The sequence below is a fragment of the Parapedobacter sp. ISTM3 genome, from assembly GCF_016533505.1.
Taxonomy (GTDB): domain Bacteria; phylum Bacteroidota; class Bacteroidia; order Sphingobacteriales; family Sphingobacteriaceae; genus Parapedobacter; species Parapedobacter luteus.
Genome location: NZ_JAENGN010000004.1, coordinates 61,418 through 76,080, shown reverse-complemented (window position 1 = coordinate 76,080; position 14,663 = coordinate 61,418). Strand labels below are relative to the sequence as shown.

Annotated in this window: 16 protein-coding genes; 8 read left to right on the top strand and 8 right to left on the bottom strand. The window is 46.0% G+C overall.

Annotated features, from left to right (window positions below; all coding sequences use genetic code 11):
• Positions 1 to 7 precede the first annotated feature (7 nt).
• Positions 8 to 1,678, bottom strand: a complete 1,671-nt coding sequence (locus JHJ32_RS07255) for a glutamine--tRNA ligase/YqeY domain fusion protein (protein ID WP_200120479.1) — start codon at positions 1,676 to 1,678, stop codon at positions 8 to 10.
• 192 nt (positions 1,679 to 1,870) lie between these two features.
• On the opposite strand from JHJ32_RS07255, the gene JHJ32_RS07250 reads away from it, so the two are divergent.
• A complete protein-coding gene (locus JHJ32_RS07250; protein WP_176146130.1) occupies positions 1,871 to 3,169 on the top strand; it encodes an FAD-dependent oxidoreductase in 1,299 nt (432 codons plus the stop codon).
• Between the two features lie 103 nt (positions 3,170 to 3,272).
• Here the strand turns inward: JHJ32_RS07250 and JHJ32_RS07245 are convergent, their stop codons facing one another.
• Complete coding sequence (locus JHJ32_RS07245) at positions 3,273 to 3,746, bottom strand: Lrp/AsnC ligand binding domain-containing protein (protein WP_079716553.1); 474 nt, start codon at positions 3,744 to 3,746, stop codon at positions 3,273 to 3,275.
• Between the two features lie 398 nt (positions 3,747 to 4,144).
• Between JHJ32_RS07245 and JHJ32_RS07240 the strand changes: the two genes are divergently transcribed.
• A complete protein-coding gene (locus JHJ32_RS07240; protein WP_079716400.1) occupies positions 4,145 to 5,188 on the top strand; it encodes a hypothetical protein in 1,044 nt (347 codons plus the stop codon).
• A 4-nt stretch (positions 5,189 to 5,192) separates the two neighbouring features.
• On the opposite strand, the gene ruvC is transcribed toward JHJ32_RS07240, so the two are convergent.
• Positions 5,193 to 5,759: a crossover junction endodeoxyribonuclease RuvC gene (gene ruvC, locus JHJ32_RS07235; RefSeq protein WP_079716399.1), complete on the bottom strand. Its 567-nt coding sequence runs from the start codon at positions 5,757 to 5,759 to the stop codon at positions 5,193 to 5,195.
• A 100-nt stretch (positions 5,760 to 5,859) separates the two neighbouring features.
• Here ruvC and JHJ32_RS07230 point away from each other — a divergent pair, with 100 nt between their 5' ends.
• Both JHJ32_RS07230 and JHJ32_RS07225 read left to right on the top strand, forming a co-directional pair.
• Positions 5,860 to 6,834 (top strand): lysylphosphatidylglycerol synthase domain-containing protein, encoded by a 975-nt coding sequence (locus JHJ32_RS07230; protein ID WP_200120478.1) that lies wholly within the window; start codon positions 5,860 to 5,862, stop codon positions 6,832 to 6,834.
• Positions 6,815 to 7,948 carry a glycosyltransferase gene (locus JHJ32_RS07225; protein WP_233632537.1) on the top strand — a complete coding sequence of 378 codons (1,134 nt, stop codon included), beginning with the start codon at positions 6,815 to 6,817 and terminating at the stop codon, positions 7,946 to 7,948. The genes JHJ32_RS07230 and JHJ32_RS07225 overlap by 20 nt, the downstream gene beginning before the upstream one ends.
• Here JHJ32_RS07225 and JHJ32_RS07220 read toward each other — a convergent pair.
• From JHJ32_RS07220 to JHJ32_RS07200, 5 genes are all read right to left on the bottom strand, one after another.
• Positions 7,941 to 8,678, bottom strand: coding sequence for a 1-acyl-sn-glycerol-3-phosphate acyltransferase (locus tag JHJ32_RS07220; protein ID WP_200120477.1), 738 nt, complete (start codon positions 8,676 to 8,678; stop codon positions 7,941 to 7,943). The two genes, JHJ32_RS07225 and JHJ32_RS07220, sit on opposite strands and share 8 nt — an antisense overlap.
• A gap of 145 nt (positions 8,679 to 8,823) precedes the next feature.
• Entirely contained in the window at positions 8,824 to 9,345 is a 522-nt protein-coding gene (locus tag JHJ32_RS07215) for a hypothetical protein (protein ID WP_139378600.1), read from the bottom strand.
• Positions 9,346 to 9,371: 26 nt separating this feature from the next.
• Positions 9,372 to 10,076, bottom strand: a complete 705-nt coding sequence (locus tag JHJ32_RS07210; protein WP_200120476.1) for an SDR family oxidoreductase — start codon at positions 10,074 to 10,076, stop codon at positions 9,372 to 9,374.
• An 11-nt stretch (positions 10,077 to 10,087) separates the two neighbouring features.
• Positions 10,088 to 11,008, bottom strand: a complete 921-nt coding sequence (locus JHJ32_RS07205) for a lysylphosphatidylglycerol synthase transmembrane domain-containing protein (protein WP_079716394.1) — start codon at positions 11,006 to 11,008, stop codon at positions 10,088 to 10,090.
• Between the two features lie 56 nt (positions 11,009 to 11,064).
• Complete coding sequence (locus JHJ32_RS07200) at positions 11,065 to 11,397, bottom strand: hypothetical protein (protein WP_079716393.1); 333 nt, start codon at positions 11,395 to 11,397, stop codon at positions 11,065 to 11,067.
• Positions 11,398 to 11,513: 116 nt separating this feature from the next.
• Here JHJ32_RS07200 and JHJ32_RS07195 point away from each other — a divergent pair, with 116 nt between their 5' ends.
• The 4 genes from JHJ32_RS07195 (at position 11,514) to JHJ32_RS07180 (ending at position 14,652) form a co-directional block, all read left to right on the top strand.
• Complete coding sequence (locus JHJ32_RS07195) at positions 11,514 to 12,035, top strand: hypothetical protein (RefSeq protein WP_079716392.1); 522 nt, start codon at positions 11,514 to 11,516, stop codon at positions 12,033 to 12,035.
• A 59-nt stretch (positions 12,036 to 12,094) separates the two neighbouring features.
• Positions 12,095 to 12,619, top strand: a complete 525-nt coding sequence (locus tag JHJ32_RS07190) for a DUF2911 domain-containing protein (RefSeq protein ID WP_200120475.1) — start codon at positions 12,095 to 12,097, stop codon at positions 12,617 to 12,619.
• Positions 12,620 to 12,647: 28 nt separating this feature from the next.
• Positions 12,648 to 13,517, top strand: coding sequence for a glucose-1-phosphate thymidylyltransferase RfbA (rfbA, locus tag JHJ32_RS07185; RefSeq protein WP_079716390.1), 870 nt, complete (start codon positions 12,648 to 12,650; stop codon positions 13,515 to 13,517).
• 196 nt (positions 13,518 to 13,713) lie between these two features.
• Positions 13,714 to 14,652 (top strand): hypothetical protein, encoded by a 939-nt coding sequence (locus JHJ32_RS07180; protein WP_200120474.1) that lies wholly within the window; start codon positions 13,714 to 13,716, stop codon positions 14,650 to 14,652.
• Positions 14,653 to 14,663: the final 11 nt, after the last annotated feature.

Sequence of the window (14,663 nt, the reverse complement as noted above, 5' to 3'; positions counted from 1 at the left end):
AACGGCCTTATTCCTTCTGCATTTCCTTGGCCCACGTATCCCGCAATGTTACGGTGCGGTTGAATACCAGCTTGTCAGACGGAGACTTCGTGTCTAGTGTAAAATATCCCTTCCGAATGAATTGGTACCCTTTGCCCGGGTCGGCGTTCAATAGGTCGGGTTCTACGTATGCGCTCTTGATTATCTGGAGGCTATCCGGATTGATGCTGGCTTTGAAATCTTCCTCGGCAGCTGGGTTTTCTACGTTAAACAGCCGGTCATATAGTCGAATCTCCACGGTTTTGGCGTGCGCTACGCTCACCCAGTGGATGGTGCCTTTTACCTTGAGGCCACTGGTGTCTTCGCCGCTTTTGGACTCCTGTATATAAGTGCAGTGAATTTCGATCACGCTCCCTGTGGCATCTTTTACAACGTCATCACATTTGACGATATAAGCATGTTTAAGCCGGACCATCAGTCCAGGTGCGAGCCTGAAAAACTTCTTCGGCGGGTTTTCCATGAAATCTTCGCGTTCTATCCACAGCTCGCGGCCGAATGGGATGTCACGTTCACCTTCGCCGCCTGCTACTTCTGGGTTGTTTTCGCCCGAGAGGATTTCTTCCCGGCCTTCAGGGTAGTTGGTAATGACCAATTTCACGGGATCTAACACAGCCATGCGGCGCCATGCCGTTTTATTGAGATCCTCACGTATGCAAAATTCCAGCAATCCTACATCGATGATGTTTTCGCGTTTGGCTACGCCTATGCGTTCGCAGAAATTGCGGATGCTTGCTGGCGTGTATCCGCGCCGGCGCAGTCCACTGATGGTTGGCATACGGGGATCGTCCCATCCCTCCACATGCCGTTCGTTGACCAGTTGCAGGAGTTTACGCTTGCTCATGACGGTATAGTTAAGGTTTAAACGAGCAAACTCGTATTGTTTCGACGGGAAAATTTCCAACTGTTCAATGAGCCAGTCATAGAGCGGTCGATGGGGTACGAACTCAAGTGTACATACCGAATGGGTGATTTGTTCGATCGAATCGCTTTGCCCGTGTGCGAAATCGTACATCGGATAGATACACCATTTATCGCCAGTGCGATGATGATGTGCATGTTTGATTCGGTACAGCAACGGATCCCGCAGATGCATGTTGGGGTTGGCCAAATCAATTTTGGCCCGTAAAACCTTAGCACCGTCGGGAAATTTACCATCCCGCATAGCTTCGAATAAGCGCAAGTTTTCTTCCACGCTGCGGTCCCGGTATGGGGTAGGCTTGCCCGGTTCGGTGGGGGTGCCCTTGGATGCGGCTATTTCTTCCGGCGTGCTGTCGTCTACGTACGCGAGCCCCTTTTTGATGAGTTTTATGGCGTACCCATATAAAATCTCAAAATAATCAGATGTATAAAGCTCTTCGGTCCATTGGAAGCCGAGCCACCTAATGTCGTTTTTTATGCTGTCCACATATTCGGTTTCTTCAGTCACCGGATTGGTGTCATCAAACCGCAAATTGGTTTTTCCGTTGTATTTTTGCGCAAGACCAAAGTTGAGCACGATGGATTTTGCATGGCCGATATGAAGGTAACCATTGGGCTCGGGTGGGAAACGGGTAAGTACCCTGCCACCATGTTTGCCCTTGCGTATATCTTCTTCGATAATTTCCTCCAGGAAATTGAGTGATTTTTCTTCATTTATCATGTCGCAAAGGTAATTATTAGTTGGCTGATTTTTTATTGGATTTGACCTTTAAGCTGTAGTTGCTACGAACAGCCGATACCTACAGCTTACAGCCTGCAGTCTATAGTTTACGGCTTGCAGCCAAAAAATCAAAAAATAAACCTTGGTGAAGCATTTATGTCTAATTTTACGTTTTCTTTCAAATCGGCTAGTATGAATAAACTGTATATATACTTCCTAATTTTTATTGCACCGCTGTGGAGCATGTCCCAAAGCAAGCATCCGGAGGTGCTGGTATATGGTTATGGTCCGGATGCGTATGCCGCAGCGCTGCAATCCTGCATGTCAAATCTGAATACCGTTTGGGTCATAAACGGGGATAAGGTAATGCCGGAGTTGACTTCAACGGTAGTTTCCGTCGATGCCAACACCGGTCTGGATGCCGGAATATGGGCCAAACTATTGGCAAATACGTTGCGCCATGACAAACCCAGTGATTCCCTATCGGCTCTGGCCAAACGACGGATAAACCCTCGAATTGTACAGAATGTCGTCGACAGTGTATTAAAGGCAAATAAAAACCTGACACTAATTGAAGGAGGGCAATTGCGTTCCGTTAAAAAATCAGGTAAAAGTTGGCAAATCGAGCTGGCCGATCGAAGCCGCTTCAAGGTGCGGGCTGTGATTGATGCATCGGTTGACGCCTATCTTTATCAATTGGCTAAGGGCAATGTGGATAGTATAGCGGCGCGAACAGCATTGGCGGATGACTATTTCCAAGCTGGTGCTTATGAGGGGCTTTCCCGTACTGGAGTGGCCGTCGGAGATTTGGGCGGGCGATCCTTTACATTGCCTTTAGCTTCGCTGGTACCCCCGGACGATAGCAACCTCTTTGTGACTCACAGACTGCCGGTAATCGAACGTTTGTTAAGCGGCACGGTTGACGATATTCCGTTATTAATGCATGTGGGGCAGGCGGTCGGTGCAGCGGCCGCATACACGGCATTTTTCAAAACAACCTCAGATAAATTGGATAGTCGGAACGTGCAGGGTGAAATACTGCAATATGGAGCGCGTCTGATTCCCTTTGGTGATGTAGCCATTGAAGATCCGCATTTCGCGGCTATTCAGCGCATCGGTGCTACGGGTATGCTGTTGGGAAGAGCCGACAGCGATGGCAGACTGTATTTCGATGTCGATCAGCCTGTGACGGCCGACGAAATCAAGCCGGTTTCAAACCAGCTTTTTTCAAGAAGCCAGATTTGGTTTGTCGATCATCCCGATGTCGATACATTAACGCTAACCGACTTGTTTAGCTATATCAAATTTGTGGGGCAGCGCGGAAACGAATTGGAAGGGCAGGTGCAAAAATACTGGAAACGCCGCTTCCAGTTGGATGGTGAATATGACGAAAACATACCGCTGACCCGGAGGCTTACCGCGGTATTGCTGGATGCATATTGTAAACCGTTTGATGTGAAGGTGGGCCTGGATGGGGTCCTCCAGCGGTAGTTGGTCAGCTTTGCTTTCCGAATGGATTTTACATTGCTCCGTCTATGGCTTACGGAGCAATGCTTCCCGATTGATGCTTGGGTTTAGGCTATTGAGTTTTGGCCTATACCAAACTGATCTGCCGTTTGATACTTTCCTCAAGCGAAATGATGGTTTCTGTTCGTTGTATGCCTTTCACTGACTGAATATCTTCGTTTAGTACTTTTCGCAGATGTGTCGTATCCCGGCAAATGATCTTGGCGAACATGCTGTACGTCCCGGTACAGTAATGCAATTCTACAACTTCCTTTACCTGTTTTAGCTGTTCAACGGCATTGTTGTATTGAGAGCCCTTCTCTAAATAGATGCCAAGAAAGGCTGTGATGTCAAATCCAACCTTTTGTGGATTAATAATTAGGCTTGATCCTCTTATGATGCCTAATTCTTCCATTTTTTTCATCCTGACATGTATGGTCCCTCCCGATACAATCAGTTTTTTTGCAATTTCGGTGTAAGGTATGGAGGCATCGTTCATTAAAATAGATAAAATTTGGATATCTAAGTTGTCAAGGTCTAAATTTTCGTGCTTTTTTTCCATAAAAATTGATGTTTTTTTCAAATTATCTCAAATTTAATTATAAAAAACGTAAAAATTGAATTTTTTTGATAAAAAAACTTTAATAAATCAATATTATTATTACTTTTGTATCAATCGATCAGCAAAAAACAATGACGACTGCTGATTTTGGTATTGCCCTCCCTCAATTTAATATAGGTTTATAATTGGTTAGCGTAGAAGCTCCTCTCCCAAAGGAGCTTCTTCCTTTTATATCTGATATTGTTTGTCGGTTCTTTGTTCAATTGATAGATTAAACCCGTATTTATTGCCAATTCTTTAAAAATTTAGGCTAAATTACAGTTATTTATGAAGACTTTTTAATTTTCTGATGTATATATTAAAAAGCGTATTTTTACCTACTAGTTTGGTATGAATGTATGGAAGCTGAAGATGTAAGAATTTCTCGTAAGAAGCCGGTATATCCGGTGGCCCCTGCGCTGCAGAAGTACCTGCGTACCTATCAGCGCGATGCCCGGATGCCCATCAGCTATAAAAATTTGTTGGATTTCTATGAAACTGTACCGGTTATCGACAAAAATGGGAAGGATACCTTATGGGAAACGCCGCTTTATCCACCACATATTCAAGAAAATCTCTACAATGGATTGAAAATTATTTATGCACAGCTTAAAGCTTCCGGTAACACTCGGATTGTGGAGCATAAATACATTGATAGGGTGGAATATTGTGCTTTCGGCAATACACATCCTTTTCGGATACGCATTGTAAACCGATTGAATGATGTATATGATTATTTCTATGTGAAGCAGGCAGATGCATCTCGGATATATGGCTTGGAACTGGAACAGATAATATCTCCTAATCCGGTGAATTACATGGTAGATGGGCAGACACTCGTGGAGGAACATATTGTGGGGATTCCTGGAGATGTATTCGCTAAATCGTTGATGTATAATACCGACTATAATCCAAAACGGATTGCAAAGGAATTTGTAAAATTCAATGAGCGGTGTATTATCACGCTTTTGGGTGATATGCGGGCGTATAATTTTGTTATGCAGATTACGCCCGACTTTGATGATTTCCAATTCCGTATTCGTGCGATTGATTTTGACCAGCAATTTTACGAGGGCAATCCGAAGGTATACATGCCTCAGTTTTTCAAAGACAACTTACCGTATGTCAGGCTTTGCATGGAGCACCTGACCGACCGCACGGTATTGCAATACCAGCAGGAAGAGCGTTCATCCATTGTGCACCGTGTGCGTAGCGAACGTCATCGAATTGCAGCCTTACGTGATGTGTCCAACACCGAAGAATTGTCTACGTCTGCCAACGTCAAGCAGCTTAGGGAGGGGTACGCTCATTATTATCAAAATCATCACTACCTGAAATGCCGAACGATGACCGATATAATCGAATTGAATGTAAAAAATGTAATTCGGCAAGTAAAATTATGATGATTTACTTTAGACGGTCTGCGTTGTTGCGTACAAACGCTTCCCAGCTTGAATAGTTCCCTTTTTTCGAAGTCGATGGCCTGTTTTGGAATGCATGACAGACGGCTACAGCCAATCCATCCGTAGCATCCAAAAACTGCGGGGTTTCTTCAAACCTTAGCAGGGTCTTAAGCATTGCCGCTACTTGCTCTTTCGCCGCGTTGCCGTTGCCGGTGACGGATTGTTTAATTTTGCGAGGGGCGTATTCAAAGATGGGGATGTCCTTATTCAACGCCGCTGCCATGGCCACTCCTTGTGCGCGGCCGAGCTTGAGCATCACTTGAATATTTTTGCCATAGAAAGGCGCTTCAAGAGCTACGCAATCGGGCTGATACTGTTCGATAAGGTTGCTGGTTTTTTGGAAGATCCGTTGTAACTTTAGACCGTGGTCATCCAGATGATCCAGTTTGACTACGCCAAGGCTGACAAGGGAGAGCATCCTGCCGGTTTCTTTGATGATCCCATATCCCAGTACCGTCGTGCCGGGATCAATGCCCAATATGATTCGCTCCTTGTTAGCGGGTTGTTGCATGATGCAATATTACGGCTTTTCGTTCGAATAAACCGGCCATAAATCATCCCGTTAGGTTTGGCTCGTAAATTTTAGTAACATTGCACGCAAATCATCTGGTTTGAGCAATAGAACAAAAAAGATATTAAGTGCAGTCCTTAAAATCGCCATTTTGCTGCTGGTGGTCTGGGTGCTGTATCACAAGCTCAACAATCACAAAAATTTACGGGAGTTCGGACGGCTGATGCGTGAGTTAGGCGCAGGTGGCGTAACTGCCACGCTATCGGTAGTGGCGGCACTGATGTTTGTCAACTGGTTTTTAGAAGCGGTAAAGTGGCGATACCTTTGCCGGTATATCGAACGGATAAGTTTGTGGGCGTCCGTGCAGTCTGTTTTTTGCGGATTAACATGGGCGGTATTTACGCCCAATCGAATAGGTGAATATGGGGGGCGGGTTATGTTCCTTCCGCCGCGTAAACGTATTTTTGGTGTAGTGGCCATGGGGATAGGTGCATTGGCTCAGCTGGTGCTGACGAGTGTCGCGGGTTCGCTAAGTATTGCGTGGTTTGTCAACCGGTTTTTTGATATTAGCTTTATTTATGGGGCTGCCCTTTGGTTATTGGCTGTATTGTACGCAGGTTTTTTTGTCGTACTCTATTTCAATGTCAAATTGATTAACGGCTGGATAAAGCGGATTGGGTTCCTTCGCCGGTTTCATCGTTTCTTTGAAATTTTGACCCGTTACAGTCGTCGTGAATTGGCGTTGGTGTTTCTCAACTCGTTGGCAAGGTTTGTTATTTTTACGTCGCAGTATTGTATCTTGATGCTGGTTATTATCCCGGGTATTGAATTTCTGCCCATGTTGTTGATGATATTCATTCTCTTTTTTGTCCAGTCGGCATTACCGACACTTGACCTTTTTGATTTTGGGATTAGAAGCGTTACCGCAAGCTATTTATATGCGCACATTACTGATCAAGATATTGCGGTAATGGCGATAGCTTCTTGCGTTTGGTTTATAAACCTTATATTGCCCGCCATTTTAGGTTCGGTGTTTGTTCTAAAAATTAATTTCTTTGGCGACACAGCTAATTAACGTCTTTTTAGCGGTATTTACAGGAATATACGCGGTATTGGTATGGTATATGCGCGCTGGCTGGCTGGCGCTCCCCGTTTTCTCAAAAAAAACAAGACCTGTGACCAAGGTCAGTGTGCTTATAGCGGCACGTAACGAAGAAGCCAATATCGGGCGCACGCTTAGTGATATCCTGGCGCAGGATTTTCCAGCGGATCTGTTGGAGGTCATCGTGGTAGACGACCATTCTACGGACAATACGTCGGCTATTGTACAGACGTTTGCCCCTTTAGGGGTTAAGCTGCTGAAGTTAAACGAGTCTGAACCGCTGAACTCTTATAAGAAGAAGGCGATATCTACGGCTATCGCCGTTGCGACCGGCGAACTTATCGTCACCACAGACGCCGATTGCCGGATGGGTAAGAATTGGCTGGCTACAATAGTGAGTTATGTAGAACAACATCATAGCTTTTTAGTCTCTGCCCCGGTGATATATTCGGAGCAGCGAAGTTTTTTTGAAGAATTGCAGACGCTGGAGTTTCTATATCTGATCGGGCTCGGTGCCGCGGGCATAGGGCACCGGCGCCCGTCCACTTGCAATGGGGCGAATCTGGCTTATCGTCGCGATGTGTTTCATGAAATGGGCGGCTTCAACGGAATTGATCACTTGGCATCGGGTGACGATGAGTTATTTTTGCATAAAGTAGCGGCTAAGTATCCCGATAAGGTTGGGTTTTGCAAATCGAGGGACGCCATTGTATATACCGATGCCAAGGCAAACTTACGTGGATTCCTTCATCAGCGAAAGCGATGGGCATCCAAAAGCACGCATTATAAAAATAAAGGGCTCGTCGCGTTGGGTGTAGCCATTTGGTTGTTCAATTGTTTATTGCTGTTTACGGGCATCGCGGTGCTATGTTGCGACACTGTCCTGTGGCCAATGTTCACGTTGGCCCTTGCCATGAAACTGATGGTGGAATGCTGCTTTTTGTATCCCCTGTGCCGGTTTGCTAAGCGAATGGGCCTATTGGCCTATCTGCCGTTGCTCACTGTTTTACACATTGTGTATATGGTGTATATTGGTATGGCGGGCAACATAGGTAAATATCAATGGAAGGGAAGGCGCGTCAATTAACCAAAATCTTTGTCTTGATACGGGCTTCGGCTTGCGCAACAACCTCTTCTGCGCTGAGTCCTTGGGGCTCGATGGAAGGGAGCACTTCCCAGGACATCCGCGTAAATGTATTCAGTGGAAAAAAACCATAGCGCACCATTTCCCAGGAACGATTTATAACCACGGGAACGACCAGCACGTCAGGGACTTTTTTCAGTATCGTTGCAATGCCGCCCACATTAAACGGTTTTACTTTGCCGGTTTTTGAGCGGGTGCCTTCCGGGAAAATAAAGGCCGACCACTTTTTTGTCTTCATATGATTGGCCAGCTTGAGGATTTCGGCTATAGACTGCTTGGGATCTTTGCGATCGATGTTGGCTGCCCCGCCATGGCGGAGGTTAAACGAGATGCTGGGAATACCCTTGGCAAGCTCTATCTTAGAAATGAATTTGCCATGATGTTTGCGCAGGAAAAAAATTAAGGGAGGGATATCATACATGCTTTGATGGTTGGCCACAAAAAGGATCGGCCTGTCTGTAGGCAACGGTTGCTTATTTACGAATTTCACAGTATTGCCTAATACATAATAACAAGCTACCAGGCACCAATTGAGCGTATCAACCGATTTCTTATGTGCCTGATAACCGCCAAGCTTAAGGCACAGCCATTGGACAGGATGAAACACGGTGATGACGATACCAAAAAGCAAATAGAAAACAGGGGAAAGGATATAACCAAAAAACTTTCTCATTAGCAACACGATAGGACCAACCGGTCTCGGTTGCAAAGATATTATTTAAACAGCTATTACCAAATACAGGATGAAATACGACAGGACCGCATTTATCGCATGCTAATATTCCGCGGTACCAGCCTGAGTTGGGCTGCCAACGGAGTTATTTGGGGAGCGCACGGAGCTCTTCAAAGTGCTTTCTGGTATATGTTCCCGGAATGGCATGATCACCCTCTTCAAATCCGAAGTTGACGGCATTAATGCCGGGGAGCTCCGTATATGCGTACGTGGCTTCCAGTAAGTACATCTGCGATCCGGAAGATCCCATCTGCTGGGTAAGGTATTGAGCATCCGGAATCTGTAGGTAAAGCGTGTCGTTAGATACGTTTCGTACCACTATGGTGATCTCGGGATAGTTAGTGATTAGTGCTTGGGTCAGCGCTTCAATGGTTAGTGGCGAACCATCAAAATCGGGATTTTTCTCGGCCCCAAGTTGCTCCGACGCTTCATCAAAAACGGCGATGTAGGGTAGTGACGGCAGCGGTGCTTGATTCTCCTCGGCGATTTCAGCAGCCGCATCGCTGCCTGCATTTTCAGCACTGTCCCTTGATTCATTTCGGCAAGAAAGCGTTACGACGATGGCGCATAGCAATAACGTTAATTGATATAAACCTGACGTTTTCATCTTGTTTTTATTCATGCTTCTGTAATTCATGGTGTGGTAACCGCTACAGGCAATACCTTACCGTTGAACAGCCGGTGACCGGTAAGTGCGAAATGCGCAACATAAGCACCCATCTCCGACGCAGTCACAGGCGACTCATATTGTGGAAACGCTTTTCTAAGCATTTCTGTTTGCGCGGAACCCAAAGCTAAGCAATTTATTTTGATTTCTTTAGCCTCAAATTCCAAAGCAAGGCACTCGGTCAGCGCGTGCAACGCTGCCTTGCTTGCCGAATAAGCAGCTAAGCCGGGAAATTTCACGCTGCCCTGGAATCCGCCCATACTGCCAATGTTGATAATATGGCTACCTGGACGCATCAGAGGTAATAGGTGTTGAATCATGCGCACAGGCCCTATGAAGTTGCTCTGAAGCATGTCAGAAAATGCATCAATTGAAGTCTTTTCGAAGGGCTGGTTGATGAGTGCACCCGCGTTATTGATCAGTATGTCTACATGCCCGAGTTGCGTCGTCACAAACGGCAACAGGGAGTTTTCATAATCACCGTGTATGATGTCAAACGGCAGAATGTGTATGTTGGATTGGACAATGTTTTGAACGGAAGCCTGCTGTAAGTTGCCTAAGCCGCTTTGCGAACGTGCAACGGCTACAATCGAATGCCCGGTCGCCGCTAAGGCTAAGGCGGTTTCAAATCCGATGCCGCTGCTTGCTCCTGTGATTACAATCGTTGCCATGGCTTATTTTGTTAATTATTGTCTTCATCATCATTGCTCATTGCCGCCTCCTCGGAAGTGGGCAGCTTATCTTCACCCAATTTCCGGGGCCGGAAAATAAAATAAGCGCCTGAGGCAGCCAAAGTAGCTGAGGTTAGGTAGAACAGTAAACTGATTAACAGAGCCAGATGCTCATCCAGCTGAAAATATTGCGCTCCATAAACGTTGACCATTTCGCGCGCACCGAGCCCGCCTACCGTAAAAGGGATCACCGCCACTAACGATGAAAGCAAGAACATAAACAAATAAGGCGAAAATTTGCCTTCAAAACCAAGCGCATACAGTAGGAAGATGGCACATACAACCTGCATTGACTGTACGCCTATTGCTTTGATATGGGTAGTCACGAAATGCCGGCTATATACAGTAAAATATCGGCGGAGCACCGCATAATAAGCTACTGTGCCCAGCGCGACAGCTATGATGGGAACTTCATTTGGAATTTGCAGCCGGGGTATGAAGATGATCAACGCTGAAGTTATCAGGCACAGTGCCCAAAGCCCACTGAGACGGTCAAAAAAAACCGCAGACAAGAGATGGCGGCCCTTGACTTTGAATTTGCGCCGCAGGAAGAAAATTTTGTAACCGTCGCCGCCTACGCCGCCAGGCAAAAACAGGTTATAGAATAAGCCTAAAAGATAAAGTTTGAAGTTATACCTTTCGGTTAATTCCAGCCCGATATTGCGGAAAAAGCCGTTCAGGCGTGTGGAAGCAATCATAATTGAACAGGTATAAGCCACAAAAGCCAGCGCCAAAAACAGCGGATTGGAGCCAGCCAAGGCTTCTTTCAAATCCTTTGGCTCCACTTTGTTGAACACCCAATACAGTGCAGCGGCGGTGATCGCAATCTTAAGCACTGTTTTGGTTGCACGCCAAATTTTATTCTGAGCCATACATACGTCGTTGATAAAGATCCCAAAGATAAAAAAAATGGGATGACTATCCGGCCTTATCCGAAGATAAGTGGATAGAGCCTGGCATACAACATAATGACATAGATGATCAACAGAAGGGTATTAAGCGAAAGCATCCAGTTGAGGTCCGTTTTTTGATAACGATGACGAAGCGTGAGAATGAGTAAGGCCAGGAAACAAAGAAAAAGCAACCCAGGGAATATAAAAGCCCATTTATGCTCAATGTATACGAACGTTTGCCCTAACGGTCTTACGGTCTCTTGCTCGAGAATTGCGGGAGCAAAAGCGAATAAAAGCAACAAAATAAATAACCGCACCAGCAGTTTGGCGGCAAATTTACTGATGGTATGGTTTTTGGAAGGAGTCATGTATATTGCTTTCTTAGCCTTAAAAAAAACAAACATACGTGAATATTCAACATCACGCATAAAAAAACGATATTTTATAGAAGAATCTACTATCTTTACAATTTCTTTTAAACACTATGAATAGATTACCATTTCTGTTTGCCGCATTGATAGCTGTTTTTATTGGTGCAACCGCTTGCTCGTCACAGCAAGGCACGACAGGGGGGGCGCCCTCGGCCTCAGCATGGCGTAATGGTGTGAAAGGTCAATGGGTATTGCACTCCATTGATAAAGAAGCCTTTCCGTCCGCTTACGCTGTCAAAACAATTTTTGAAGAAGCTCCGGCAGAATGTTTCATTGGGAGCATATGGAATTTGCCAAACAACGGCAAGGGAAGCATCACTTTTGATGCAGAGGGTAAGCTTTGTGCTCCCGGCGCCGTGCGTAATATCGTTTGGTCAATTTATAATCCGGGAAAGAGTGGGGGAGAGCCCCAATTTCAATTTAAGAAGATTTACCCGGGAGACAAAGCCAGCAATGTAACGGCCGGTTACCGATTGGATTTGGCCTACGCGGATGCCGATCAACTCACCTTGCGGATGCCTGTTGATATGGAAGGCCAGACGGGATATCTGGTGTTTAATTTCGAACGGTTTTAAGAGATGGCTATCCCAGCCGTTTGCTACGATAATATTGTGAAACTATAAAGTTATAACTCATGAAAGCAAGTGTATTGTCGTTGCTGTTTGTAGCAACCCTGTCGGTAAGCTCCTTCGCTCAACAAGACAAAAGCCAGCGGGCTAGTCCGCCGGATAGTGTCAACGTCACCACCGATGACGGCGTCACAATAAAAATCCATTACAGCAAACCATCGCTCAATGGACGGCAACTGGGTTCAGCGGATTTTGTGCCGCTTGGTAAAAGATGGCGCACAGGTGCCAACGAAACCACCACGTTCGAAGTAGACAAAGACGTGTTGATTCAGGGGCAACTGTTGCCTGCGGGCAAATATGGGCTTAGCTCCATTCCGGATCAATATAGCACAACCCTTATCTTCAATAAGGTGTGGGATCAATGGGGCACGCAATATGACGAGTCAGCAGATGTCCTGCGTGTGGCCGCCACCCCGACAAACAGCGATGACTCTAGGGAGCAGTTTACCATCACCGCTGATAAAACTGGGACGGTTGCGTTACTTTGGGGAACTTGGCGTGTGCCGTTTACGGTGAAGGCTGCAAAATAGAGTGTCGGGCTAATTATTAACGGACGAAGTGAAAGGTATTATTTTAGCCGGGGGTTCCGGTACGCGGCTGCACCCCTTAACATTGGCAGTGAGTAAACAGTTGATGCCGGTTTACGACAAGCCAATGATTTATTATCCTTTATCAACATTGCTATTATCGGGAATCCGTGATGTACTGATCATTTCTACACCCCATGATCTGCCTGCTTTCCGCAAATTATTGGGCGATGGTTCGCAGTTGGGGTGTTCATTTACCTATGCGGTGCAGGAAGTTCCCAATGGGCTGGCGCAAGCTTTTGTACTAGGCGAGCAATTTGTAGGGAATGACAAGGTTGCATTGATATTGGGCGACAATATCTTTCATGGCGAGGGACTGTCGCGTTTGCTGCAGCAAAGCGCCGATCCGGATGGTGGCGTTGTGTTCGCGTATCCGGTGTCCGACCCTGAACGATATGGCGTAGTCGAGTTTGACGAACAACGCAATGTGGTTTCCATTGAAGAAAAGCCTGCCCATCCAAAATCTAATTATGCGGTCCCGGGCTTGTATTTTTACGATAATTCGGTGATTGGGATTGCAAAAAGTATCCAGCCCTCGGCACGTGGTGAATATGAAATCACCGATGTCAATAAAGCTTATCTTGAACAGGGACGGTTGAAAGTAGGCGTATTCAGCCGGGGTACGGCCTGGTTGGACACAGGGACATTTACTTCCCTCATGCAGGCAGGCCAATTTGTGCAGGTCATCGAGGAGCGGCAGGGCCTGAAGATTGGCTGCATTGAAGAGGTGGCCTACCGGATGGGCTTCATTGATGCCCAACAGCTTGAGGCTATAGCACAGCCTTTGCTGAAAAGTGGATACGGGCAATATCTCCTGAAATCCGTATTGCGAAAGCGCTAACTTTCGATACGAAGCGGTAAGGATGCCCCTCGGTGTGAGGGCAGACTTACCGCGTACTGAAGCCTGACGTCAGACATTTAATTTATTTCGCGTATTGTAGTTATCGAGCTACATCAATCCTTCTTTCGAAAGGATGTTGGAACAATTTTTGCATACTGGTTACCGTGTGTTAGGATAGCGTTTTGATGTATAGACCATGCAAGAAATACATACGATGCAAGAAACAGGTATGGAGTCCAAACCTGGCGAAATAAGAAAGGACTCCACAAAGATTTACTTCTTTGTAGTAGCTATTTTGGCTCTGCTTGCCACCAATGTATATTTTTATATCAAGTATAAAAATACTGGAGACAGGGTCTACGAGCTAACGGATGAACGGATAAGTATGCAGGCGGAGATCGATCGGATTGAAGCCGAGCTTGATCGGTTAACAGACGAGAATCTGACGCTTAGCACCTCCTTGAAAGCCGCTCAGGATAGTGTCCGCACCACGATTGCAGCATTGCGCAACCAATTAACACAAAACAACCTGACACGCGAACAACTGGTTAGCGCCCAACACGAAATCAACCAATTAAAGCAGCAAGTCTCCAAATACGTAACCGAAGTGGAAAATCTTCGAGTCCAAAACGAGCAGCTCCGATCTGAGCGGGATGAATTGAAACAGGAGATTTCTTCTTCCTCCGACCGAGTAGCTGCACTTGAAGAGGAAAATACCGACCTGACCAATAAGGTCAGGCTGGCTTCAACCCTCAAAGTTTCAAACATCTCGATAAACGGCGTTCGTGAACGCAGCAATAATAAGCAAAGTGTGGAGACACGGGCACGCCGGATAGATAAATTCCAGATTCACTTTACAATAGCAGACAATCCCTTGGCACAAGTGGGTATGCATGACGTCTACCTGCGTGTAATTGACCCGAATGGCAATTTACGGACAACGGATAATGGCCTTTTTGAAGTTGACGGCAACCAAATCCAGTACACCTATAAGACGGCCATCAATTTTGTGAATGATGGCGCAGACTATGTCATTGAGTGGACGGACACAAAGGGTTTTCAGAAAGGTACGTACACCATATTGCTGTATGCGGATAATACGGTCATGGGCCAAAGCAGCGTTGTGTTGAAATAAAATCCCCCGTT